Origin of the sequence: Paenibacillus sp. FSL F4-0097 (genome assembly GCF_038593125.1) — a bacterium.
Taxonomy (GTDB): Bacteria; Bacillota; Bacilli; order Paenibacillales; family Paenibacillaceae; genus Paenibacillus_AQ; species Paenibacillus_AQ odorifer.
This window is the reverse complement of the sequence record NZ_CP151965.1, coordinates 6,288,572-6,311,685: the sequence shown is the minus strand read 5'-3', so window position 1 is coordinate 6,311,685 and position 23,114 is coordinate 6,288,572. Positions and strand designations below refer to the sequence as shown.

Sequence of the window (23,114 nt, the reverse complement as noted above, 5' to 3'; positions counted from 1 at the left end):
GAAGATTTCGATAAGGGCTTTTCTTTTATTTATGACTGAATCCTTGTAGTATGGTTCCATTATACGGTTCCAAACAAGGGTTCGCAATCAATTTTTAAGTGAGTAGACATGAGGGGTGAGTAAAGTTGGCAGGACATCTTGTTCAGTATGGTCGACGCACTCGGCGGAGCTATGCGAGAATTAACGAGGTACTCGAGGTCCCGAACCTGATCGAGATCCAACAAAAATCTTATGATTGGTTTTTGGAGGAAGGATTGCGGGAAATGTTTCAGGACATCTCGCCGATCCAGGATTTCACAGGTAATTTGGTACTAGAGTTCATTGATTACAGCCTGGGTGAACCGAAATATACGGTTGACGACGCTAAAGAGCGGGACGTAACGTATGCGGCTCCTCTGCGTGTAAAGGTGCGGCTCATTAATAAAGAGACCGGTGAGGTTAAAGAGCAGGAAGTGTTCATGGGAGATTTCCCGCTGATGACGGAGACCGGCACTTTTATTATTAATGGTGCGGAACGGGTTATTGTCAGCCAGTTGGTTCGCTCTCCAAGCGTCTATTTCAGCACAAAAGTGGATAAGAACGGCAAAAAAACCTACACCGCCACAGTAATCCCGAACCGCGGAGCCTGGTTGGAACTTGAAACCGATGCTAAGGACATTATGTATGTTCGTATCGATCGGACTCGTAAAATTCCTGTTACCGTACTTTTGCGTGCTCTCGGTTTCGGTAGTGATGCCGAAATTCTGGAATTGCTTGGCAATGATGAATATATTCGCAATACGCTGGATAAAGACAACACGGACTCCACGGAGAAGGCGCTTATTGAAATTTATGAGCGTTTGCGTCCGGGCGAACCGCCGACACTAGACAATGCCAAAAGTTTGCTGGTTGCGCGTTTCTTTGATCCAAAACGCTACGACCTAGCTAACGTAGGCCGTTACAAAATCAATAAAAAGCTACACATTAAGAACCGTCTTTTCAATCAACGTCTTGCTCAGCCTTTGGTTGATGACTCTACTGGAGAAATCCTGGCAGAATCCGGCCAAATGGTCGATCGTAGATTGCTTGATGAATTGATTCCATATTTCGAAAAAAATGTTGCCTTTAAAAACTACCGCGTTACTGGTGGAGTTATGGACAGCGAAGATATTCCTCTTCAAACAATTGACGTATTCTCGCCAATTGAAGAAGGCCGGGTTATTAAGCTGATCGCTAACGGCAACATCGACAAATCTGTTAAGCATATTACTCAAGCTGATATTATATCCTCAATCAGCTACTTTATTAATTTGCTTCACGGAATTGGCAATACCGATGATATCGACCACTTGGGTAACCGTCGTCTGCGTTCTGTAGGTGAACTCTTGCAGAATCAGTTCCGTATCGGTTTGTCCCGGATGGAACGTGTTGTACGTGAAAGAATGTCGATTCAGGATGCTAATGCGATTACGCCTCAGGCTCTGATCAACATTCGTCCGGTCATCGCGTCTATTAAAGAGTTCTTCGGTAGCTCCCAGCTGTCTCAATTTATGGATCAGACGAACCCGCTTGCGGAACTTACGCATAAACGTCGTCTGTCCGCCCTCGGACCTGGTGGTTTGACACGTGAACGCGCGGGCTTTGAAGTTCGTGACGTCCATCACAGTCACTACGGTCGGATGTGTCCAATTGAAACGCCGGAAGGTCCAAACATCGGGTTGATCAACTCCTTGTCCACCTTTGCCCGCATCAATGAATACGGCTTTATTGAAGCTCCGTATCGTTGGGTGGATCCGAAGACTGGTAAGGTGACTGAGCAAATTGACTATCTGACTGCTGATGAGGAAGATAATTATGTAGTTGCTCAGGCTAACGTGTTGATCGAAGAAGATGGCACCTTTAAAGAAGATATGGTAATCGTTCGTTACAACAAAGACTCAGACAACATTACAACGATGCCAAGTAATCGTGTCGATTACATGGACGTTTCGCCTAAACAGGTTGTATCTGTCGCTACGGCGCTCATTCCGTTCCTTGAGAACGATGACTCCAACCGCGCACTGATGGGATCTAACATGCAACGTCAAGCCGTTCCGCTTCTAATTCCAAAAGCTCCGCTGGTCGGAACAGGGATGGAACATAAATCCGCTAAGGATTCTGGCGTATGTATCGTTTCCAAGTATGACGGTATTATCGAACGTTCTTCAGCTAATGAAATTTGGCTGCGTCGCGTTGAGACTGTCGAAGGCAAGGAAGTTAAAGGCGATATCGTTAAATATAAATTACACAAATTTATGCGTTCTAACCAAGGTACCTGTATTAACCAACGTCCTCTAGCTAAAAGAGGGGACATTGTTAAGAAGGGTGATATCCTGGCAGACGGTCCTTCCACAGAAATGGGCGAACTTGCTCTTGGCCGTAACGTAGTCGTTGCGTTCATGACTTGGGAAGGTTACAACTATGAGGATGCGATCCTGTTAAGTGAAAAGCTGGTTAAGGAAGATGTATATACTTCGATTCATATCGAAGAATACGAATCTGAAGCTCGCGACACTAAACTGGGACCTGAAGAAATTACGCGCGATATTCCGAACGTCGGCGAAGAAGCTCTGCGCAATCTTGATGAGCGCGGAATCATCCGTATCGGTGCGGAAATCAGCGCTGGTGACATTCTGGTTGGTAAGGTTACTCCTAAGGGTGTGACTGAACTGACAGCAGAAGAACGTCTCCTGCACGCTATCTTTGGTGAGAAAGCTCGTGAAGTACGGGATACCTCTTTACGCGTTCCTCATGGTAGTGATGGTATTATCGTGGACGTTAAAGTCTTTACACGTGAGAACGGCGATGAGCTGCCTCCTGGTGTAAATCAATTGGTTCGTGTCTACATCGCTCAGAAACGTAAGATTTCTGAGGGTGACAAGATGGCCGGACGTCACGGTAACAAGGGTGTCGTTGCCCGTATCCTGCCAGAAGAAGATATGCCGTTCCTTCCGGACGGTACGCCAGTACAGGTTGTTCTTAACCCTCTGGGCGTTCCTTCTCGTATGAACATCGGACAGGTGCTTGAGGTCCATATTGGTATGGCCGCATTGCGTCTGGGAATTCACATTGCAACGCCAGTATTCGACGGAGCGCGTGAGTACGACGTGTTTGATACGATGGAAGAAGCAGGTATGCAGCGTAATGGTAAGACTGTACTGTATGATGGCCGTACAGGTGAACGCTTCGAACGTGAAGTTACTGTTGGTGTCATGCACATGATCAAACTGGCGCACATGGTTGATGATAAGATTCACGCCCGTTCAACAGGACCTTACTCACTAGTTACGCAACAACCATTGGGTGGTAAAGCTCAATTTGGTGGACAGCGTTTCGGGGAGATGGAAGTGTGGGCGCTTGAAGCTTACGGTGCTGCATATACATTGCAAGAAATTTTGACCGTGAAATCCGATGACGTGGTTGGTCGCGTGAAGACGTACGAATCCATTGTCAAAGGTGAAAATGTACCGGAACCAGGTGTTCCTGAGTCGTTCAAGGTATTGATCAAAGAACTGCAGTCCCTGGGTATGGATGTTAAGATTCTTAGCGGTGACGAGCAGGAAATTGAAATGAGAGAATTGGACGATGAGGACGAGACGTCAGGCGACAAACTAAGCCTCAATTTAGAAGGTTCAGAAGTCGGAGTAGAATAATCAAGCTGGAGCTTAAAAGTTCCATTTTATAAAGGACCGCACGCCCTCTTTTGATGTAACAGTCAGAAGAGGGCAAAGCGGTACTAAATCAGGATTAGGTTAAGGAGGGTTGCTCCTTGTTGGACGTTAACAATTTTGAATTTATGAAAATCGGACTCGCTTCTCCGGAGAAGATTCGTTCATGGTCCCGCGGAGAAGTTAAGAAACCGGAAACCATTAACTATCGTACATTGAAACCGGAAAAAGAGGGTCTTTTCTGTGAGCGTATCTTTGGACCACAAAAAGACTGGGAATGTCATTGCGGTAAATACAAACGTGTCCGTTATAAGGGCGTAGTCTGCGACCGTTGTGGCGTTGAGGTTACCCGTGCTAAAGTTCGTCGTGAACGTATGGGTCACATTGAATTGGCTGCTCCGGTATCTCATATCTGGTATTTCAAAGGTATCCCAAGCCGCATGGGGCTTGCACTAGATATGTCTCCAAGATCACTTGAAGAAATTATCTATTTCGCATCTTATGTTGTAACGGATCCAGGTGAAACTCCACTGGAAAAGAAACAACTTCTGTCCGAGAAAGAATATCGTAGCTACCGTGAAAAATACGGTTACGGGTTCCAAGCCGGCATGGGTGCCGAAGCTGTTAAAAAGCTTCTTCAAGATATCGACATCGATAAAGAGCTGGAATTCCTCAAAGAAGAACTGCGTACGGCCCAAGGCCAACGCCGTAACCGGGCGATCAAACGTCTGGAAGTCATTGAAGCATTCCGTAACTCCGGCAACAAGCCTGATTGGATGATCATGGATGTTCTTCCGGTTATTCCTCCGGAGCTTCGTCCGATGGTTCAGTTGGATGGTGGCCGTTTTGCTACGTCCGATTTGAATGATCTCTATCGCCGTGTTATTAACCGGAACAACCGTCTGAAAAGACTGCTTGATCTCGGTGCTCCTGACATTATCGTGCAGAACGAAAAACGGATGCTCCAGGAAGCTGTCGATGCTCTCATCGATAACGGCCGTCGGGGACGTCCGGTAACCGGTCCTGGTAACCGTCCACTTAAATCGCTCAGCCATATGCTGAAAGGTAAACAAGGACGTTTCCGCCAGAACTTGCTCGGTAAACGGGTTGACTACTCTGGACGTTCCGTTATCGTTGTAGGACCGTACCTCAAGATGTATCAGTGCGGACTTCCTAAGAAAATGGCGCTAGAATTGTTCAAGCCTTTTGTTATGAAAGAATTGGTTAATAAGGGCCTTGCCCACAACATAAAGAGCGCGAAACGTAAAGTTGAACGCGTAAGTCCTGAAGTTTGGGATGTACTCGAAGAAGTAATTAGAGAACACCCAGTGCTTCTAAACCGCGCACCAACACTTCACCGTCTCGGTATTCAAGCATTTGAACCGATTTTGGTGGAAGGTCATGCTATTCGTCTTCACCCACTCGTATGTACGGCGTACAATGCCGACTTTGACGGTGACCAAATGGCGGTGCACGTTCCTCTGTCTGCAGAAGCTCAAGCGGAAGCACGCATTCTCATGCTTGCATCTGGTAATATCTTGAACCCTAAAGACGGTAAGCCAGTTGTAACACCTTCCCAGGATATGGTCCTTGGTACTTTCTACTTGACCATGGATAACAAGGAAGAAAAGGGTAGTGGTATGATTCTGCGTACCGTTAACGAAGCTGTATCAGCTTACCAACGCGGAACTGCAGGACTTCATGCTCGTGTTGCTATTCCGGCTAAAGCACTTGGCAAAACATGCTTTACGGAAGAACAACAAAATGCAATGTTGATTACTACGATCGGTAAGATCATCTTTAATGAAATCTACCCAAGTAGTTTCCCTTATATCAACGAAGCAACCAAAACCAACTTGCTGCACGGCACACCAGAGAAATACTTTATCTACGAAAAAGGCGCGAACATTCGCGAGCTGATTGAATCCGCTCCAGAAGCCAGTGCTGTAGGTAAAGAATATCTGGGTCTGATAATTGCTCGTTGTTTTGAAACTTATCACACAACCAAAACTTCTATGATTTTGGATAAAATTAAACAACTCGGATTCACTTACTCCACACGTTCTGGTGTTACAGTTGCCGTGTCGGACGTTATTGTTCCTGAGGAAAAGGTTACCATCCTGAAAGAGTCTGAAGCTAAGGTTGATGTGGTTGCTAACCAATATCGCCGTGGTTTGATCACCAATGACGAACGGTATGACCGTGTTATTGAGATCTGGTCGAAGACTAAGGATGATCTTACGAACATCCTGCTTAAGTCGATGGACCGTTTCAACTCTATCATGCTCATGGTTGACTCTAAAGCACGTGGTAACAAATCGCAGATCACTCAGCTGGGTGGTATGCGTGGTCTGATGGCAACACCTTCAGGTCGGATTTTCGAATTGCCAATCAAGGCGAACTTCCGTGAAGGTCTTACCGTCTTGGAGTACTTTATCTCCACTCACGGAGCACGTAAAGGTCTTGCCGATACCGCACTTCGTACCGCTGACTCAGGGTATCTGACACGTCGTCTTGTTGACGTTGCCCAGGACGTTATTGTCCGTGAAGAAGATTGTGGAACCGATAAAGGCTTCACAGTTAGTCGTATTCAGGATGGTAAAGAGGTTATCGAAGATCTGTATGACCGTATTGAAGGTCGTTACTGCTTCGAAACTGTTCGTCACCCAGAAACAGGCGAAATCATTGTTCACCGCAATGATTTGATTGACTCCGATAAAGCGGAGGCAATTGTAAACGCAGGTGTAACTAAGCTGCAAATTCGTTCTGTACTGAGCTGCCGTGCCCGTCATGGTGTTTGTAAGAAATGTTACGGACGTAACTTGGCAACTGGTAAACACGTTGAGATTGGTGAAGCAGTTGGTATTATTGCCGCACAATCTATCGGTGAACCAGGAACCCAGCTTACAATGCGTACGTTCCATACCGGCGGTGTTGCCGGTGATGACATCACTCAAGGTTTGCCGCGTATTCAGGAGTTGTTTGAAGCTCGTAACCCTAAAGGTCAAGCTACAATCAGTGAGATCGATGGCGTAATCAAGGAAATCCGTGAAACCAAAGACCGTCGCGAAATCGAGGTTCAAGGTGAAGCAGAATCCAAGACTTATTCCATAACTTATGGTTCACGTCTACGTGTTAGCGAAGGCCAAGAAATCGAAGCCGGCGATGAGCTGACAGACGGTTCGATTGACCCTAAAGAAATGCTGCGTATCAAAGGGATCCGTGGGGTACAAAACTACATTCTGCAAGAAGTACAGCGTGTATACCGTAACCAAGGCGTTGAGATCAATGATAAGCACATTGAAGTTATGATCAAGCAAATGCTTCGGAAGATCCGTATTATTGACGCAGGTGACACAAGTCTGTTGCCAGGTGCATTTGCGGATATTCATGAGTACGAAGGTGCTAACAAGGAAGCTATCTTGTCTGGTAAAGAGCCTGCTGTTGCTAAACCAGTCTTGCTCGGTATTACCAAGGCGTCTCTTGAAACTGATTCCTTCTTGTCAGCTGCATCATTCCAAGAAACTACTCGTGTCCTAACAGACGCTGCTATCAAAGGTAAAGTAGATAAGTTGCTTGGACTTAAAGAAAATGTTATTATCGGTAAGTTGATTCCTGCAGGTACTGGGATGAACCGTTACCGTAACGTTAAGCTAAGTGATCCAAATGCAGAAAGCGAACTTGAATCATTAGAGACGGTTCCTGCTGAATAAATTAGCAATCATGGTAGTGTGCTCATGTCATACCTACTCATAGGTGTGGCATGAGTGTTCTGCTGTGTATAATTTCTATAAAAATTGTTGCTGAATTTCTTGACACCATCTATTGATAATGCTAAAATGTCTAAGGTGCGTGAGTAGCCATGTTATCCTTGTTCATTGGAGGTAAAGAGAATGACTGATGATAGAGGACTACAGGATGCTCAGGTCAAGATCGGTACCAAACAAACCGTCAAGGCGGTAGAGTTGGGCCTAGCCGCAGAAGTCTATGTGGCAGAGGACGGAGATCAAAGGCTTACTTCCAGGATAGTTTTGCTTTGTAACAAACAAGGTGTTAAGATCACATATGTGGATACGATGCTGAATTTGGGCAAGGCCTGCGGAATAGAAGTTGGCGCTGCGATGGCAGCCGTCTTAAAACAATAGCTACAGAAATGTTTTTGTACTGGGGTGAACACCAGCGGCAAGAACTTTTCATTTGTCTTTTTATGAACCGCCTGGGTCTGTGGGCTTAGAGTTCTTAAATCGACTATCATTTCAGGAAGGGGGTGGCAACAACATGCCAACAATTAACCAATTGGTTCGTAAAGGCCGTCAAGCCAAAATCGAAAAATCTAAATCTCCCGCTCTTCAAAAAGGGTATAACGCCCTCAAGCGTGAGGCTACAAATTTGAGCGCTCCGCAAAAACGCGGTGTGTGCACTCGTGTAGGCACAATGACTCCACGTAAACCAAACTCAGCGCTTCGTAAATATGCCCGTGTTCGTTTGACGAACCGTCTCGAGGTAACAGCTTATATCCCGGGTATCGGACATAACTTACAAGAGCACAGTGTTGTATTACTTCGCGGAGGTAAAGTAAAGGACCTTGCAGGGGTTCGTTACCATATCGTTCGTGGTGCTTTGGATACAGCAGGTGTAGCTAACCGGATGCAAGCTCGTTCTAAATACGGTGCAAAACGTCCTAAAGCTAAGAAGTAAGATAACAATATCTGAATAATAAACATTTAAGAAAGGGGGATATCCATGCCACGCAAAGGTCCAGTTACAAAGAGAGACGTATTGCCAGATCCGTTGTATAATAGCAAGTTGGTTACTCGTTTGATTAACCGCATTATGCTGGGTGGTAAAAGAGGTGTCGCTCAAAGCATTCTGTACAATTCATTCAAATTGATTGAAGAACGTACGGGTAAAGATCCGATGGAAGTTTTCGAAGCTGCCATCAAGAATATCATGCCGGTTTTGGAAGTCAAAGCTCGTCGTGTCGGTGGTGCTAACTATCAAGTACCTATCGAGGTTAAACCGGAGAGACGTACTGCTCTGGGATTACGTTGGCTCGTAAACTACTCTCGCAACCGCGGTGAGAAGACTATGGAAGAGCGTTTGGCGGCTGAGATCATCGACGCTTCCAACAACACAGGCGCTTCTGTTAAGAAACGTGAAGATACACACAAAATGGCTGAAGCAAACAAAGCGTTCGCTCACTACCGTTGGTAGGATAAAGGTCATTCAAATAACTTATATTTTGAAGGGAGATCCATTTCATGGCTAGAGAGTTCTCCTTAAAAAATACACGTAACATCGGGATCATGGCGCATATTGATGCTGGTAAAACAACTACCACAGAGCGGATTCTTTTCTATACAGGCCGTACGCACAAAATCGGTGAAGTTCACGAGGGTGCTGCTACAATGGACTGGATGGAGCAAGAACAAGAGCGCGGAATCACGATTACGTCCGCTGCTACGACTGCTGCGTGGAAAGGTCACCGCATCAATATCATTGATACCCCAGGACACGTTGACTTCACTGTTGAAGTTGAACGTTCCCTGCGTGTATTGGATGGGGCAGTTGGTGTATTTAGTGCAAAAGAGGGCGTTGAGCCTCAGTCTGAAACCGTATGGAGACAGGCTGACCGTTATAACGTTCCCCGGATTGCATATGTAAACAAAATGGACATTATCGGTGCGGATTTCCTTAACGTAATCGAAACTATGCGTGATCGCCTTCAAGCCAATGCAGTTGCTATTCAATTGCCAATTGGTGCAGAAAGTGATTTCACTGGTATTATCGACCTAGTTGAGCAAAAAGCACACATGTTCAGAGATGATCTGGGCCAAAACATCGAAGTAACGGATATTCCGGAAGAATATTTGGCCAAAGTTGAGGAGCTGCGTCTCGAGTTGATCGAGAAAGTTGCTGAACTTGATGAGGATCTGACTATGAAGTATTTGGAAGGCGAAGAAATTACAATTCCGGAAATTAAAGCTGCAATTCGCAAAGGCGTAGTTGAAGTTAAATTGTTCCCTGTAATTGCTGGATCTTCCTACCGAAACAAAGGGATTCAGCTTATGCTGGATGCTGTTGTTGATTACTTGCCATCTCCTCTTGACGTTCCAGCTATTACTGGACATCTTGATGACGGTACAGAAGCTGTTCGTCACTCTTCGGATGAAGAGCCGTTTGCAGCTTTGGCATTTAAAATCATGACAGACCCTTATGTTGGTAAACTTACGTTCTTCCGTGTTTACTCAGGCGTACTTGAGTCCGGATCATACGTAGTTAATGCAACTAAGAACAAGCGTGAACGTATTGGTCGTATCCTTCAAATGCATGCGAACAGCCGTCAAGAAATTTCCATCGTGTATTCTGGCGACATCGCAGCTGCTGTTGGTTTGAAAGATACCAGTACAGGTGATACACTGTGTGATGAGAAGAATCCAGTAATTCTGGAATCAATGAACTTCCCTGATCCAGTTATCGAGATCGCTGTTGAACCAAAAACTAAAGCTGACCAAGATAAAATGGGTGTTGCTCTCGGAAAGTTGACTGAAGAGGATCCAACTCTTCGTGCTCACACTGATGAAGAAACAGGCCAAACAATCCTGGCTGGTATGGGTGAACTTCACTTGGACATCATCATCGACCGTATGCGTCGTGAGTTCAAAGTAGAAACCAATGTGGGTAAACCACAGGTTGCTTACCGCGAAACGTTCAAGGCACCTGCTCGCGTCGAAGGTAAATTTGTACGCCAATCTGGTGGTCGTGGTCAATACGGTCACGTATGGGTTGAATTTGAACCCCTCGAACCAGGTACTGGTAGCAAATTCGAAAGTAAAGTTGTGGGTGGCTCGGTTCCTAGAGAGTACATCGCTCCTGCACTTGCGGGTATTGAAGAACAAATGAAAAACGGCGTACTTGCTGGCTTCCCGCTAGTAGACGTTAAAGCTACCATCGTAGATGGTTCTTATCATGATGTCGATTCCAACGAAATGGCATTTAAAATTGCCGGTTCGATGGCACTCAAAGCAGCTAAAGACAAGTGTAAGCCTGTCCTGCTTGAGCCAATCATGAAAGTAGAAGTAACTGTTCCTGAGGAATATATGGGTGATGTAATGGGTATGCTGAACTCCCGCCGTGGCCGTATCGAAGGTATGGATTCCCGTGGTGGAGCGCAAATTATCCGTGCTAAGGTGCCTCTTTCCGAAATGTTCGGATACTCTACAACACTTCGTTCTGGTACACAAGGACGTGGCGTATTCTCAATGGAGCTTTCTCACTATGAAGAAGTTCCTAAATCCATTGCGGAAGAGATCGCTGCAAAGAACAAAGGCGCTGAATAATTACCAGTTTTAACTTGCCGTCCCGGGTATAAACACTCAGTCATCTAAGATTACACGTATGCGGGCGGCTCAAATATAAGGAACCCCACATTAAGGAGGAACTGTTCAAATGGCAAAGGCAAAGTTTGAACGTAACAAACCGCACGTTAACATCGGTACTATTGGTCACGTCGACCATGGTAAAACGACTCTGACTGCTGCAATCACTACTGTATTGTCCAAAACTTACGGTGGCGCAGCTATCGCATTCGATCAAATCGACAAAGCTCCTGAAGAGCGCGAACGTGGTATCACAATCTCCACTTCCCACGTTGAATATGAAACTCCTAACCGTCACTACGCTCACGTAGACTGCCCTGGTCACGCCGACTATGTTAAAAACATGATCACTGGCGCAGCGCAAATGGACGGAGCTATCCTGGTTGTATCCGCAGCTGATGGCCCAATGCCACAAACTCGCGAGCACATCCTGTTGTCCCGTCAAGTAGGCGTTCCTTACATCGTTGTCTTCTTGAACAAATGCGACATGGTTGAAGACGAAGAGTTGTTGGAATTGGTTGAAATGGAAGTTCGCGACTTGCTTAGCGAGTATGACTTCCCAGGCGACGATACTCCAATCATCCGTGGTTCTGCTCGTGAAGCTCTGCAAAACCCAGATGGCGATTACGCTAAAAAAATCATCGAAATGTTTGAAACAATCGATGAGTACATTCCACTTCCTGAGCGTCAAACTGACAAGCCTTTCTTGATGCCTGTCGAAGACGTATTCTCCATCACTGGCCGCGGTACTGTGGCAACTGGTCGCGTAGAACGCGGAACAGTTAAAGTCGGAGAAGAAATCGAAATCGTTGGTATTCATGAAGATACTAAGAAATCCGTAGTTACGGGCGTAGAAATGTTCCGTAAATTGCTGGATTCCGCTCAAGCTGGGGACAACATCGGAGCATTGCTTCGTGGTGTTGACCGTAACATGATCGAGCGTGGCCAAGTATTGGCTAAGCCGAACTCCGTTAAACCACACACTGAGTTCACTGCTCAAATTTACGTTCTGACAAAAGAAGAAGGTGGCCGTCACAAGCCTTTCTTCACTGGATACCGTCCACAGTTCTACTTCCGTACAACTGACGTAACTGGTATCATCAACTTGCCAGAAGGTACTGAAATGGTTATGCCTGGTGATAACATCTCCGTAACCGTACAACTGATCTCCCCAATCGCTATTGAAGAAGGTACTAAATTCTCCATTCGCGAAGGTGGCCGTACAGTTGGTGCTGGTAGCGTAGCTTCTATCCAAAAATAATAATTCGACTTCTATCTGCGGGTAGATTCCGAATTACAAACACCCCTGATTCTTCTTGCGGAGAATCAGGGGCTTTTTTTTATTTTTTTTTTGAGAAAGATTTATTATTCGACACCAATTGATAATAAAGCATAACAATATGATCTTTTTCTACATAATTCGTCAAATTACAACAATCGATTGTTTACAATTATACTAATCTTAGAGTAAAATGAAGGAGGTATAATAATGTAAAATAATAGGAGTTGTGGGAGGGTGTTAATATGGGGAAATGTCCTTTTTCCTTCATGCATGCGTTAACTGCACGTAATAATAATGTGGATTCTCCTGCCTCTCGTTCCTTAGACTTCAAGGATCAGAATCATGCTGTTGCGGAGTCTTTTCATAAACTGGAAGGACATGGCGAACTTAACGAGCAGATGAGGATGATTGATCTGACTGAAGCAGATCTGAACTTACTACGCAGGGTGAAACCTGTTGTTGAGCAGAATATAGACTATATCATTGATCAATTTTACAATTCTGTATTAGGTGTAAATAAACTCGAAGCTATTATTTTGGAACATAGCAGTATAGATAGGTTAAAAACTACTCTGCGTGGTCATATCCTAGAGATTTTTAATGGAAAGGTTGACGATGAGTACATAGCAAAGCGTCTAATGATCGCTAATATTCATAAAAGAGTAGGACTTGAGCCTAAATGGTACTTATCTGCTTTTCAGAATCTTCAGAACGTATTTATACGCGTTATATATAATGAAACAAACGATGACAATATACGCCTTCGAGTGGTTCAGACGGTGACTAAACTGCTTAATCTCGAGCAGCAATTGGTGCTAGAAGAATATGAGAAGGAGAATATAAGAGAGAAGGAGGAGCAATATTTATTAGTGAAAAATGAATTGAAACAAAAAATTTCAGAGTTTAGCGTTGAACTGATAGATTATAGCATCGATACTAATGCTGCTGTGAAGCAGCTAGTGGCAAGCAGCAATGAAGTAAGTAGAACATTCCAACGTACGGCTTCATCCGCTCTGGAGTCACAGGGATTAGCTGCAGATGGGCATGAACACTTGGACGATTTGACTGAGCAAATTAATCTCATATATCAGACCACCAGTGAGATGGAAGACTCGATCATTGAGTTAAGCGATTCCTCTAAACAAATTCAAAAAATTGTGAACTCAGTAAGGGAAATTGCTGATCAGACTAAAATCCTCTCACTTAATGCAACGATTGAAGCCGCAAGAGCTGGTGAGCATGGTAGAGGGTTTAGTGTGGTTGCTCAAGAAGTTAGCCGGCTTGCGGAGGATACTAAGAATACTGTGATTCAGATCGTAGAGCTAACAAATAAATCAGGACTCCTCACTCAGCAGGTTGTAGAAGAGATTCGTAAGGTGCAGGACTTAACTAAGAATGGGAAACACCAATCGGTCGAGACTAGTCTTATGTTCTCTGATATTGTAGATGCTATGCGTAGCAGTACACAGGAGATTGTAATAGTGGAAGAAGAAATAAGAACCTTAATCCAAACCATTGAGGGGATCGGAACTGCAACGGCTCAGACTGCTTCCTCCGCAGAGATTTTTAAGTCTGCGACAGAGAATCTTTAACATATATATAGTAGAAGAACAGCGCATGAAAAAAATATGCGTTGTTTTTCTATTTTCGCTTGCAATACTGCTGCCTATTATATATAATAATAAATGTTGTTCTGAGACGTTGCGATGATGTGAGAGGTTACTGACACACCCGGCCCCTTTGCCATGGGGACGAGGTCAGAAAATTTTCACGGAGTATGTCCGATACCAAATTGGGCGATAGAAGGAGGGACTAATATGGCAAAGCAAAAAATTCGTATTCGCTTGAAAGCATACGACCACAGAATTCTTGATCAATCCGCTGAGAAGATTGTTGAAACAGCAAAACGTTCGGGTGCAGGTGTGTCCGGGCCGATTCCGTTACCAACTGAGAAGCAAATCATTACTATTCTCCGTGCGGTACACAAGTACAAGGATTCCCGTGAACAGTTTGAACAACGGACTCACAAACGTTTGATCGATATTGTGAACCCAACACCACAAACTGTGGATGCCTTGATGCGCTTGGATCTACCGTCCGGTGTAGATATCGAAATCAAATTGTAATTTTATTTTTAAGTAACTTAGGAAAAGAAAAGAGGTGTCAACATTGAAAGGTATCTTAGGAAAAAAACTCGGTATGACTCAAGTGTTTACTCCAGAAGGTAACGTAATTCCTGTTACTGTTATCGAAGCAGGACCTTGTGTAGTACTGCAAAAGAAAGACCTGAATATCGACGGATATGAAGCAGTGCAATTGGGCTTTTCTGATAAAAAAGAAAAACGCTCCAATAAGCCTGAACAGGGTCACGCCAAAAAGGCAAATGCAACACCTAAGCGCTACGTTCGTGAAATTCGCGGTGTTGATCTCGGGTCTCTCGAGGTTGGACAAGAACTGAAGGCTGATATCTTTGCTGAGGGCGAATTTGTTGACGTAACTGGTACATCTAAAGGTAAAGGTTTCCAAGGTAACATCAAACGTTGGGGACAAAGCCGCGGACCAATGGCACACGGATCGCGTTACCACAGAAGACCGGGTTCCATGGGTTCTATCCAAGCTAACCGTGTTCCTAAGGGCAAACGCCTTCCAGGACATATGGGTCACACGACTATTACGGTTCAAAAGCTTGAAATTATCAAGGTTGATGTTGAACGTAACGTATTGCTGGTTAAAGGCGCTATCCCAGGTCCTAAAAACAGCTTCGTGAAAGTTAAACAAACCGTTAAGAAATAATTATTGAAGAAAGGAGGAACATGAAATGCCAAAAGTAACACTTTTTAATATTAGTGGCAACGAAGTTGGTGAAGTGGAACTGAGCGATACAGTATTCGGTATTGAACCGAATGAGCACGTTCTACATGAAGCTGCGCTTATGCAAAGAGCTTCCCTACGTCGTGGTACACACAAAGTAAAAGGACGTTCTGAAGTTCGTGGCGGTGGACGTAAACCTTGGAAACAAAAAGGTACAGGTCGCGCTCGTCAAGGCTCCATTCGTTCTCCACAATGGAAAGGCGGCGGCGTTGTCTTCGGACCAACACCACGTAGCTATTCCTGGAAACTGCCTAAGAAGGTTCGTCGTTTGGCGATCAAATCCGCTTTGTCCTCGAAAGTACTCGAGAATGACATTATCGTATTGGATAGCTTGACAATGAATGCTCCGAAAACGAAAGAATTCGCAGCAATCTTGAACAATCTGAAAGTAGATCGTAAAGCGTTGATCGTAGCTACTAGCTATGATGATAACGTAGCACTTTCCGCTCGTAACATCCCTGGGGTGAAATTCGTAGCGGCTGACGGCATTAATGTTCTTGACGTACTGACGTACGACAAACTGATCATCACTAAAGAAGCAGTTCTGAAGGTAGAGGAGGTGTTCGCGTAATGAAAGATCCTCGTGATATTATCAAACGTCCGGTGATTACGGAACGTACTTCCGACTACATGAGCGAAATGAAATACGCTTTTGAAGTGGATATCCGTGCTAACAAAACCGAAATCAAAAAAGCTGTCGAGGCTATTTTCAAAGTAAAAGTAACAAATGTGAACACAATGCGCGTACCTGGCAAACTGAAACGTTATGGTAAATATTCTGGTTACACTCCAGAGTGGAAAAAAGCCATCGTTAAGCTTAGCCCGGACAGCAAACCGCTTGAATTTTTTGAAGCGGTAGAATAATACTCTGTTGAAGTAAGGAGGGAACTACAGTGCCAATCAAAAAGTACAAACCGACCTCTCCGGCAAGACGCGCTATGTCCGTGTCTACGTTTGAAGAAATTACAACAAACCAGCCAGAGAAATCGTTGCTTTCTCCGCTGTTCAAACATGCGGGACGCAACAACCAAGGTAAAATTACGGTTCGTCACCATGGCGGCGGACATAAACGTAAATACCGTATTATCGACTTCAAGCGGACTAAAGACGGCATACCAGGTAGCGTTGCTACAATCGAGTATGACCCGAACCGCACATCTAATATTGCTTTGATCCACTATGCTGATGGAGAGAAACGTTATATCATCGCTCCTAAAGGTCTAAGAGTTGGGGATAAAGTAGAGTCCGGTCCTGCGGCCGACATCAAAATTGGTAACAGTCTTCCACTGGAGAACATTCCAGTAGGTACAGTTATCCACAACATTGAGTTGAAACCAGGTAAAGGCGGACAATTGGTTCGTGCAGCTGGTACAGAAGCTCAATTGCTTGGTAAAGAAGAAAAATACTGTTCCGTTCGTTTGTCATCCGGTGAGGTTCGTAAGATCCTTAGCGTATGCCGTGCAACTATCGGTTCCGTAGGTAACGAAGATCACGAATTGATCAAAATCGGTAAAGCTGGACGTAGTCGCTGGCTCGGCCGTCGTCCTGAAGTTCGCGGGGTAGTAATGAACCCTAACGATCACCCACACGGTGGTGGTGAAGGTCGCGCTCCAATCGGACGTAAATCGCCAATGTCTCCATGGGGCAAACCAACCCTTGGTTACAAAACGCGTAAGAAAAACAAGGCATCTGATAAATATATCGTTCGCCGCCGCACTAAATAAGACGCTTCTGGCAAGTTAATAAAGCGCGAAGCGTCGATTCGCGGTTTGAAGAACCGGATGAAGGGAGGATTCACACATGGGTCGCAGTTTAAAGAAGGGGCCGTTTATCGATGGCTACCTGCTTAAAAAAGTTGAGGAACTGAACGAGGCTGAAAAAAAGGTTGTAGTTAAAACTTGGTCCCGTCGCTCAACCATTTTCCCTCAGTTTATCGGACATACGTTTGGTGTATATGACGGCCGTAAACACGTGCCTGTATACGTAACAGAAGATATGGTAGGTCACAAGTTGGGCGAGTTCGCGCCAACACGTACTTACAAAGGCCACGCGGGTGACGATAAGAAAACAAGAAGATAATAATAAGGTCTCTGTTTGAAAGGAGGTTAAACAATGGAAGCAAAAGCACATGCAAGATCGGTGCGAATTTCCGCTCGTAAAGCGAAACTGGTTGTTGACTTGATTCGCGGTAAGCAAGTGGGGGAAGCAATTGCTATTCTTCGCCACACTCCGAAATCCGCTTCTCCGGTCGTTGAAAAGTTGCTTAATTCGGCAATTGCGAATGCTGAGCATAACTATTCTTTGGACGTGAACAGTTTGTTCGTTAGCGAGGTTTTCGTTAACCAAGGACCTACTATGAAACGTTTCCGTCCGCGCGCCATGGGCCGCGCAAGTCGGATCAATAAACGCACGAGCCACATTACACTGGTGGTATCTGAGAAATAAGGAGGGATAACACGTGGGTCAAAAGGTAAATCCAATCGGACTCCGAATCGGTATTATTCGCGATTGGGAATCTAAATGGTATGCAGGAAAAGATTTCGGTACTCTTCTGATGGAAGACGTCAAAATCCGGGAATACCTTAAAGGCAAATTGAAGGATTCCGCTGTTTCCCATATCGAGATCGAAAGAGCGGCTAGCCGCGTGAACGTTACAATTCATACAGCTAAACCAGGTATGGTTATTGGTAAAGGCGGAGCAGAAGTAGAAGTACTTCGCAGCGCAGTTACAGCAATCGCTGGTGGCAAAAAAGTACACATCAACATCAATGAAATCAAGCACCCTGAATTGGATGCAATTCTTGTAGCTGAGAGCATTGCTCAACAATTGGAACGTCGTGTATCGTTCCGTCGTGCCCTCAAACAAGCGATTCAAAGAACTATGCGTTCTGGCGCAAAAGGGATTAAAACTCAAGTGGGCGGACGTCTTGGCGGAGCTGAGATTGCTCGTTCAGAAGGTTATAGCGAAGGAACAGTTCCACTTCATACGCTTCGTGCCGATATCGATTACGGAACGGCTGAAGCACATACAACTTACGGTCTTATCGGCGTAAAAGTATGGATCTACCGTGGAGAAGTTCTTCCCCCAGCTAAGAAACAAGCTGCTCAGGAAGGAGGCAACTAATCATGTTGGTACCAAAACGCGTAAAACACCGCAAGCAACAACGCGGACACATGAAGGGTATGGCAAAAGGCGGTACTGAATTGAACTTCGGCGAATTCGGCCTGGTTGCACTTGAACCGTCTTGGATCACTAACCGTCAGATCGAAGCTGCTCGTATCGCGATGACACGTTATATCAAACGTGGCGGTCAAGTTTGGATCAAGATTTTCCCAGATAAACCTATTACTCAAAAGCCTCTCGAGGTTCGTATGGGTAGTGGTAAAGGTAACGTTGAGAAATGGGTAGCCGTAGTTAAACCGGGCAAGATTATGTTCGAACTCGGAGGCGTGTCGGAAGAAATCGCTCGTGAAGCGATGCGTCTTGCCGCTCACAAGCTGCCTGTAAAGACTAAGTTTGTGAAACGTGAAGAATTGGGTGGTGAAGCAAATGAAAGCTAATGAACTTCGCAACTTAACCACTGCTGAGATTGAACAAAAGATCGCTGGATTCAAAGAGGAACTTTTTAATCTCCGTTTTCAATTGGCAACTGGCCAATTGGACAACCCAACTCGGATTCGTGACGTGCGTAAGGAAATAGCTCGTGCTAAAACCGTGATCCATCAAAGAGTGCTTGGGATTAGTTAAGTGAGACGGATCGCAGATCCGTATTCAGGAAGGAGGCTAACTAATGAGTGAAGAACGTAATGCACGTAAAGTGCTAATCGGTAAAGTGGTCAGTGATAAAATGGATAAAACCATCGTAGTTGCTGTTGAAACCTATAAAAAACACAATTTGTACCACAAACGCATCAAGTCTACGAAGAAATTCAAAGCACATGATGAGGGAAATGTTGCAAAGATTGGCGATACCGTAAAACTCATGGAAACTCGTCCGTTGTCTAAGGACAAACGTTGGAGACTAGTTGAAGTGGTAGAAGCAGCGGTTATCATCTAAGATATCAAGAGAGTTTTTCCGGAAGGAGGAAATTATAATGATTCAACCATTTACACGTTTGCATGTGGCTGACAACTCTGGTGCGAAGGAACTGATGTGTATCCGCGTACTGGGTGGTACTGGACGCCGTACAGCAGCAATCGGTGATTTGATCGTTTGTTCCGTTAAACAAGCAACACCAGGCGGCGTTGTCAAAAAAGGTGATGTTGTTAGAGCGGTAGTTGTTCGTACGAAACGTTCCGTTCGTCGTAAAGATGGATCTTACATCGCATTCGACGAAAACGCAGCTGTTGTTGTTAAAGACGACAGAAGCCCTCGTGGAACACGTATCTTTGGACCAGTTGCTCGCGAACTTCGCGATAAAGACTACATGAAGATCGTTTCCTTGGCACCGGAAGTTATCTAATAAACACGGCACCAATAAGTTGAAGGTTAGTTATAGGAGGTGTAATAAATGCCTAGAGTGAAAAAAGTTCTGGAATCCCATAACAATAAACTGCACGTGAAGAAAGATGACGTGGTGCTTGTGATTAGTGGTAAAGACAAAGGCAAAAAAGGCCGTGTCATCGCTGCTTATCCTCGTGAAAACCGCGTTCTGGTAGAAGGCGTCAATATGGTGAAAAAACACCAAAAGCCGAACCAGCTGAATCCACAGGGTGGAATTATTGAGCAGGAAGCTTCGATTCATGTGTCCAACGTAATGCACATCGATCCGAAGACCGGCAAAGTAACCCGTATCGGTTACAAAGTTTTGGACAATGGTAAAAAAGTTCGGATTGCTAAAAGATCCGGAGAGATTATCGACTAATCTAGCCCTTAAGAAAGGAGGTTAAATCTTCATGGCAGCAAGAATGAAAGAACGTTTTCTTAACGAAATTACACCTGCTTTGATGCAGAAGTTTAACTATACAACTGTTATGCAAGTGCCTAAGATCGAGAAGGTTGTCATCAACATGGGTGTGGGTGACGCTGTTCAAAACTCCAAAGTACTTGATGCTGCAGTTAATGACATGCAGTTGATCGCTGGTCAAAAACCAGTAATCACTAAAGCTAAAAAATCCATCGCTGGTTTCAAACTACGCGAAAATATGCCGATTGGGGTTAAAGTAACACTGCGCGGAGAGCGTATGTATTACTTCTTGGACAAATTGTTCAACGTAACACTTCCACGTGTACGTGACTTCCGTGGTGTTTCCACTAAAGCCTTTGATGGCCGTGGTAACTACACACTTGGTCTTAAAGAACAATTGATCTTCCCCGAGATCGAATATGACAAAGTGGATAAAGTCCGCGGTATGGACATCGTTATTGTAACGACTGCTAAGACGGACGAGGAATCCCGCGAGCTGCTGGGTCAGCTGGGAATGCCTTTCGCAAAATAAAGTCGGTTAATCCATTTTCTCCGAAAATGTTTAGGAGGTGTCAGGCTAAGTGGCAAAAACTTCGATGAAAGTTAAACAACAACGTACGCCTAAGTTTAAAGTACGTGCATATACACGTTGCGAACGTTGTGGTCGTCCACATTCGGTACTGCAAAAGTTCAAAATTTGCAGAATTTGTTTCCGTGAATTAGCTTATAAAGGCCAGATCCCTGGCGTGAAAAAAGCAAGTTGGTAAGAAGTTTATAAACGGGAAGGAGGTTTACACACATGACTATGTCTGATCCTATTGCAGATATGCTTACTCGTATTCGTAACGCTAACATTGTGCGTCACGAGACGGTAGAAATGCCTGCTTCTACTATGAAGAAACAAATCGCTGACATTTTGAAGCGTGAAGGTTTCATCCGCGATGCGGAATTCGTTGAAGATAGCAAACAAGGGATTATCCGTATCTTCTTGAAATACGGCCCTAACCAAGAGCGTGTTATTTCTGGTTTGAAAAGAATCAGTAAACCAGGCCTTCGCGTATACACGAAGAGCAATGAAGTGCCTCGTGTACTCGGTGGTCTAGGAATCGCGATTATCTCCACATCTAAGGGAGTTATGACCGACAAAGAAGCTCGTCAATCAAAATCTGGCGGAGAAGTTGTCTGCTACATTTGGTAATAAACGTCACAAGATAAGGAGGTGCAACACATGTCTCGTATTGGTCGCAAACCAATCGCAGTACCTAGCGGTGTAGATGTCACTTTGGACAACGCCGTTATTACAGTAAAAGGTCCAAAAGGTTCTTTGACTCGTGAGCTTCATAAAGACATGAAGGTTACAGTTGAAAATAACGAAATTACCGTTGTTCGCCCGTCGGATAACAAATTGCATCGTTCACTTCACGGCACAACCCGCTCCGTTGTCAACAACATGGTAGCAGGTGTGACTGAAGGTTTCTCGAAATCTCTGGAACTGGTTGGGGTCGGATATCGTGCAAGCAAATCCGGAGATAAAATCGTTCTGAACGTTGGTTATTCCCACCCGGTTGAAATTACACCGGAAGCTGGTATCGAGTTCGAAGTTCCTGCGAACACGAAGATCATCGTTAAAGGTATCGATAAAGAACGCGTTGGCGCATACGCTGCTAAAATCCGTTCCGTTCGTGAACCAGAACCGTATAAAGGTAAAGGTATCAAATATGAAGGCGAGCGTATCATCCGCAAAGAAGGTAAAGCTGGTAAGAAGAAATAACCAGTTTAAACTTAATTGTAAGATACCCCGTGCATCTTAAAGTGAAGCTGTTTACGGCAAACTGAAGGGAGTGAAAGGGAAGTCATGATTACAAAAGAAGATAAAAACAAGGCTCGTCTCAAAAGACACCTGCGTGTTCGTAAGAAGATCCAGGGAACTACTGAGCGTCCACGTTTGAACGTATTCCGTTCTTCGAAACACATCTACGCTCAACTGATCGATGATGTTAAAGGGGTTACTATCGTATCCGCTTCTACACTTGATAAAGATCTGAGCGCTAACATCGGTAATGGCGGCAGCGTTGAAGCTGCAGCGAAAGTTGGCCAATTGGTCGCTGAGCGTGCCAAAGAAAAAGGATATGCAGTGGTCGTATTCGACCGCGGAGGTTACTTGTACCATGGACGGATTCAAGCATTGGCTGATGCAGCTCGTGAAGCTGGTCTTGAATTCTAGAATAATTCTTAAAAGGAGGTTAACGACTTGCGTGTAGATCCGAACAGTTTAGAACTGACAGAAAGAGTTGTACACATTAACCGTGTTGCAAAAGTTGTAAAAGGCGGACGCCGGTTCAGCTTTAGTGCACTTGTTGTTGTGGGCGACGGCAACGGCTACGTCGGTGCTGGTATCGGTAAAGCCGGCGAAGTTCCGGATGCCATCCGTAAAGGCATTGAAGACGCCAAGAAAAACCTGATTCACATCCCAATCGTAGGAACTTCGATTCCCCATCTCGTTACTGGACACTTCGGCGCAGGACGCGTGTTGCTGAAACCAGCATCAGAGGGTACTGGCGTTATCGCTGGCGGTCCAGTTCGTGCGGTATTGGAATTGGCAGGCGTTGGCGACATTTTGACAAAATCACTGGGTTCTTCGAATTCCATGAACATGGTCAATGCAACTTTGGAGGGACTTTCCCGTCTGAAACGCATTGAAGAGGTCGCGAAACTTCGCGGCAAATCTGTCGAAGAATTGCGCGGTTAAGGAGGGGAACGTCAATGGCAAAATTGCAAATTACCCTCGTACGTAGTGTAATCGGACGTCCAGAAACACAACGTGTTACTGTTAAGACGCTCGGCCTGCGTAAACTCAACACGACAGTGGTTCACAATGACAGTCCTGCAATTCGCGGAATGATCAATAAAGTGAGTCACTTGCTATCTGTAACTGAAATTGAAGGCTAATCGCCTCGCATAAATTAACAAACATAAGGAGGTGCAAAC

The 23,114-nt window shown here is 44.9% G+C and carries 28 protein-coding genes; all 28 read left to right on the top strand.

Annotation, left to right across the window (positions count from 1 at the left end; all coding sequences use genetic code 11):
* Positions 1-125: 125 nt before the first annotated feature.
* The 28 genes from rpoB (at position 126) to rpmD (ending at position 23,075) form a co-directional block, all read left to right on the top strand.
* Entirely contained in the window at positions 126-3,671 is a 3,546-nt protein-coding gene (rpoB, locus tag MHH86_RS28450) for a DNA-directed RNA polymerase subunit beta (protein ID WP_038573461.1), read from the top strand.
* A 116-nt stretch (positions 3,672-3,787) separates the two neighbouring features.
* Positions 3,788-7,399, top strand: a complete 3,612-nt coding sequence (gene rpoC / locus MHH86_RS28445) for a DNA-directed RNA polymerase subunit beta' (RefSeq protein WP_036680514.1) — start codon at positions 3,788-3,790, stop codon at positions 7,397-7,399.
* Positions 7,400-7,579: 180 nt separating this feature from the next.
* A complete protein-coding gene (locus MHH86_RS28440; protein WP_038573459.1) occupies positions 7,580-7,831 on the top strand; it encodes a ribosomal L7Ae/L30e/S12e/Gadd45 family protein in 252 nt (83 codons plus the stop codon).
* Between the two features lie 133 nt (positions 7,832-7,964).
* Positions 7,965-8,384 (top strand): 30S ribosomal protein S12, encoded by a 420-nt coding sequence (gene rpsL / locus MHH86_RS28435; RefSeq protein WP_036680518.1) that lies wholly within the window; start codon positions 7,965-7,967, stop codon positions 8,382-8,384.
* 45 nt (positions 8,385-8,429) lie between these two features.
* Positions 8,430-8,900: a 30S ribosomal protein S7 gene (gene rpsG / locus MHH86_RS28430; RefSeq protein WP_036680520.1), complete on the top strand. Its 471-nt coding sequence runs from the start codon at positions 8,430-8,432 to the stop codon at positions 8,898-8,900.
* Positions 8,901-8,947: 47 nt separating this feature from the next.
* A complete protein-coding gene (fusA, locus tag MHH86_RS28425) occupies positions 8,948-11,026 on the top strand; it encodes an elongation factor G (protein ID WP_036680521.1) in 2,079 nt (692 codons plus the stop codon).
* 109 nt (positions 11,027-11,135) lie between these two features.
* On the top strand, positions 11,136-12,326 hold the full coding sequence (gene tuf, locus MHH86_RS28420; RefSeq protein ID WP_036680523.1) for an elongation factor Tu: 1,191 nt from the start codon (positions 11,136-11,138) through the stop codon (positions 12,324-12,326).
* Positions 12,327-12,589: 263 nt separating this feature from the next.
* Positions 12,590-13,939 carry a globin-coupled sensor protein gene (locus tag MHH86_RS28415; RefSeq protein WP_076099617.1) on the top strand — a complete coding sequence of 450 codons (1,350 nt, stop codon included), beginning with the start codon at positions 12,590-12,592 and terminating at the stop codon, positions 13,937-13,939.
* A 225-nt stretch (positions 13,940-14,164) separates the two neighbouring features.
* Positions 14,165-14,473: a 30S ribosomal protein S10 gene (rpsJ, locus tag MHH86_RS28410; protein ID WP_017692074.1), complete on the top strand. Its 309-nt coding sequence runs from the start codon at positions 14,165-14,167 to the stop codon at positions 14,471-14,473.
* Positions 14,474-14,516: 43 nt separating this feature from the next.
* A complete protein-coding gene (gene rplC / locus MHH86_RS28405) occupies positions 14,517-15,140 on the top strand; it encodes a 50S ribosomal protein L3 (protein ID WP_036680532.1) in 624 nt (207 codons plus the stop codon).
* A 25-nt stretch (positions 15,141-15,165) separates the two neighbouring features.
* Positions 15,166-15,789, top strand: coding sequence for a 50S ribosomal protein L4 (gene rplD, locus MHH86_RS28400; RefSeq protein ID WP_036680536.1), 624 nt, complete (start codon positions 15,166-15,168; stop codon positions 15,787-15,789).
* On the top strand, positions 15,789-16,082 hold the full coding sequence (rplW, locus tag MHH86_RS28395; RefSeq protein WP_036680537.1) for a 50S ribosomal protein L23: 294 nt from the start codon (positions 15,789-15,791) through the stop codon (positions 16,080-16,082). Before rplD ends, rplW begins: the two co-directional genes overlap by 1 nt.
* A 29-nt stretch (positions 16,083-16,111) precedes the next feature.
* Positions 16,112-16,942: a 50S ribosomal protein L2 gene (rplB, locus tag MHH86_RS28390; RefSeq protein ID WP_036680541.1), complete on the top strand. Its 831-nt coding sequence runs from the start codon at positions 16,112-16,114 to the stop codon at positions 16,940-16,942.
* A gap of 76 nt (positions 16,943-17,018) precedes the next feature.
* Positions 17,019-17,297: a 30S ribosomal protein S19 gene (gene rpsS / locus MHH86_RS28385; protein ID WP_036652940.1), complete on the top strand. Its 279-nt coding sequence runs from the start codon at positions 17,019-17,021 to the stop codon at positions 17,295-17,297.
* A 33-nt stretch (positions 17,298-17,330) separates the two neighbouring features.
* Positions 17,331-17,663 (top strand): 50S ribosomal protein L22, encoded by a 333-nt coding sequence (rplV, locus tag MHH86_RS28380; RefSeq protein ID WP_036680546.1) that lies wholly within the window; start codon positions 17,331-17,333, stop codon positions 17,661-17,663.
* A gap of 13 nt (positions 17,664-17,676) precedes the next feature.
* Complete coding sequence (rpsC, locus tag MHH86_RS28375; RefSeq protein ID WP_038573452.1) at positions 17,677-18,342, top strand: 30S ribosomal protein S3; 666 nt, start codon at positions 17,677-17,679, stop codon at positions 18,340-18,342.
* Between the two features lie 2 nt (positions 18,343-18,344).
* Positions 18,345-18,779, top strand: coding sequence for a 50S ribosomal protein L16 (rplP, locus tag MHH86_RS28370; RefSeq protein ID WP_036680552.1), 435 nt, complete (start codon positions 18,345-18,347; stop codon positions 18,777-18,779).
* Complete coding sequence (rpmC, locus tag MHH86_RS28365) at positions 18,769-18,966, top strand: 50S ribosomal protein L29 (RefSeq protein ID WP_019908232.1); 198 nt, start codon at positions 18,769-18,771, stop codon at positions 18,964-18,966. The genes rplP and rpmC overlap by 11 nt, the downstream gene beginning before the upstream one ends.
* 43 nt (positions 18,967-19,009) lie before the next feature.
* A complete protein-coding gene (gene rpsQ / locus MHH86_RS28360) occupies positions 19,010-19,276 on the top strand; it encodes a 30S ribosomal protein S17 (RefSeq protein ID WP_036680554.1) in 267 nt (88 codons plus the stop codon).
* Between the two features lie 37 nt (positions 19,277-19,313).
* Entirely contained in the window at positions 19,314-19,682 is a 369-nt protein-coding gene (gene rplN / locus MHH86_RS28355) for a 50S ribosomal protein L14 (protein ID WP_036680556.1), read from the top strand.
* Positions 19,683-19,730: 48 nt separating this feature from the next.
* Positions 19,731-20,084 carry a 50S ribosomal protein L24 gene (gene rplX / locus MHH86_RS28350; RefSeq protein ID WP_076099615.1) on the top strand — a complete coding sequence of 118 codons (354 nt, stop codon included), beginning with the start codon at positions 19,731-19,733 and terminating at the stop codon, positions 20,082-20,084.
* A 31-nt stretch (positions 20,085-20,115) separates the two neighbouring features.
* On the top strand, positions 20,116-20,658 hold the full coding sequence (gene rplE, locus MHH86_RS28345; RefSeq protein WP_036680558.1) for a 50S ribosomal protein L5: 543 nt from the start codon (positions 20,116-20,118) through the stop codon (positions 20,656-20,658).
* A gap of 49 nt (positions 20,659-20,707) precedes the next feature.
* Positions 20,708-20,893, top strand: a complete 186-nt coding sequence (locus MHH86_RS28340) for a type Z 30S ribosomal protein S14 (RefSeq protein ID WP_013312154.1) — start codon at positions 20,708-20,710, stop codon at positions 20,891-20,893.
* A 32-nt stretch (positions 20,894-20,925) separates the two neighbouring features.
* Complete coding sequence (gene rpsH / locus MHH86_RS28335; RefSeq protein WP_036680560.1) at positions 20,926-21,324, top strand: 30S ribosomal protein S8; 399 nt, start codon at positions 20,926-20,928, stop codon at positions 21,322-21,324.
* A 30-nt stretch (positions 21,325-21,354) separates the two neighbouring features.
* The gene (gene rplF / locus MHH86_RS28330; RefSeq protein WP_036680562.1) at positions 21,355-21,897 is read left to right on the top strand and encodes a 50S ribosomal protein L6; all 543 of its coding nucleotides are present in this window, start codon (positions 21,355-21,357) and stop codon (positions 21,895-21,897) included.
* A gap of 84 nt (positions 21,898-21,981) precedes the next feature.
* Entirely contained in the window at positions 21,982-22,350 is a 369-nt protein-coding gene (rplR, locus tag MHH86_RS28325; RefSeq protein ID WP_036680564.1) for a 50S ribosomal protein L18, read from the top strand.
* Between the two features lie 27 nt (positions 22,351-22,377).
* A complete protein-coding gene (gene rpsE / locus MHH86_RS28320; RefSeq protein WP_036652980.1) occupies positions 22,378-22,875 on the top strand; it encodes a 30S ribosomal protein S5 in 498 nt (165 codons plus the stop codon).
* A gap of 14 nt (positions 22,876-22,889) precedes the next feature.
* Positions 22,890-23,075, top strand: a complete 186-nt coding sequence (rpmD, locus tag MHH86_RS28315) for a 50S ribosomal protein L30 (RefSeq protein WP_036680567.1) — start codon at positions 22,890-22,892, stop codon at positions 23,073-23,075.
* The last annotated feature ends 39 nt before the right edge of the window (positions 23,076-23,114 follow it).

Bases quoted from the DNA above. Each gene is read 5' to 3' on its own strand.
- MHH86_RS28440 (WP_038573459.1), top strand. From the start codon at position 7,580: ATGACTGATGATAGAGGACTACAGGATGCTCAGGTCAAGATCGGTACC.
- rpsL (WP_036680518.1), top strand. From the start codon at position 7,965: ATGCCAACAATTAACCAATTGGTTCGTAAAGGCCGTCAAGCCAAAATC.
- rpsG (WP_036680520.1), top strand. From the start codon at position 8,430: ATGCCACGCAAAGGTCCAGTTACAAAGAGAGACGTATTGCCAGATCCG.
- fusA (WP_036680521.1), top strand. From the start codon at position 8,948: ATGGCTAGAGAGTTCTCCTTAAAAAATACACGTAACATCGGGATCATG.
- tuf (WP_036680523.1), top strand. From the start codon at position 11,136: ATGGCAAAGGCAAAGTTTGAACGTAACAAACCGCACGTTAACATCGGT.
- MHH86_RS28415 (WP_076099617.1), top strand. From the start codon at position 12,590: ATGGGGAAATGTCCTTTTTCCTTCATGCATGCGTTAACTGCACGTAAT.
- rpsJ (WP_017692074.1), top strand. From the start codon at position 14,165: ATGGCAAAGCAAAAAATTCGTATTCGCTTGAAAGCATACGACCACAGA.
- rplD (WP_036680536.1), top strand. From the start codon at position 15,166: ATGCCAAAAGTAACACTTTTTAATATTAGTGGCAACGAAGTTGGTGAA.
- rplW (WP_036680537.1), top strand. From the start codon at position 15,789: ATGAAAGATCCTCGTGATATTATCAAACGTCCGGTGATTACGGAACGT.
- rpsS (WP_036652940.1), top strand. From the start codon at position 17,019: ATGGGTCGCAGTTTAAAGAAGGGGCCGTTTATCGATGGCTACCTGCTT.
- rplV (WP_036680546.1), top strand. From the start codon at position 17,331: ATGGAAGCAAAAGCACATGCAAGATCGGTGCGAATTTCCGCTCGTAAA.
- rplP (WP_036680552.1), top strand. From the start codon at position 18,345: ATGTTGGTACCAAAACGCGTAAAACACCGCAAGCAACAACGCGGACAC.
- rpmC (WP_019908232.1), top strand. From the start codon at position 18,769: ATGAAAGCTAATGAACTTCGCAACTTAACCACTGCTGAGATTGAACAA.
- rpsQ (WP_036680554.1), top strand. From the start codon at position 19,010: ATGAGTGAAGAACGTAATGCACGTAAAGTGCTAATCGGTAAAGTGGTC.
- rplN (WP_036680556.1), top strand. From the start codon at position 19,314: ATGATTCAACCATTTACACGTTTGCATGTGGCTGACAACTCTGGTGCG.
- rplX (WP_076099615.1), top strand. From the start codon at position 19,731: ATGCCTAGAGTGAAAAAAGTTCTGGAATCCCATAACAATAAACTGCAC.
- rplE (WP_036680558.1), top strand. From the start codon at position 20,116: ATGGCAGCAAGAATGAAAGAACGTTTTCTTAACGAAATTACACCTGCT.
- rpsH (WP_036680560.1), top strand. From the start codon at position 20,926: ATGACTATGTCTGATCCTATTGCAGATATGCTTACTCGTATTCGTAAC.
- rplF (WP_036680562.1), top strand. From the start codon at position 21,355: ATGTCTCGTATTGGTCGCAAACCAATCGCAGTACCTAGCGGTGTAGAT.
- rplR (WP_036680564.1), top strand. From the start codon at position 21,982: ATGATTACAAAAGAAGATAAAAACAAGGCTCGTCTCAAAAGACACCTG.
- rpmD (WP_036680567.1), top strand. From the start codon at position 22,890: ATGGCAAAATTGCAAATTACCCTCGTACGTAGTGTAATCGGACGTCCA.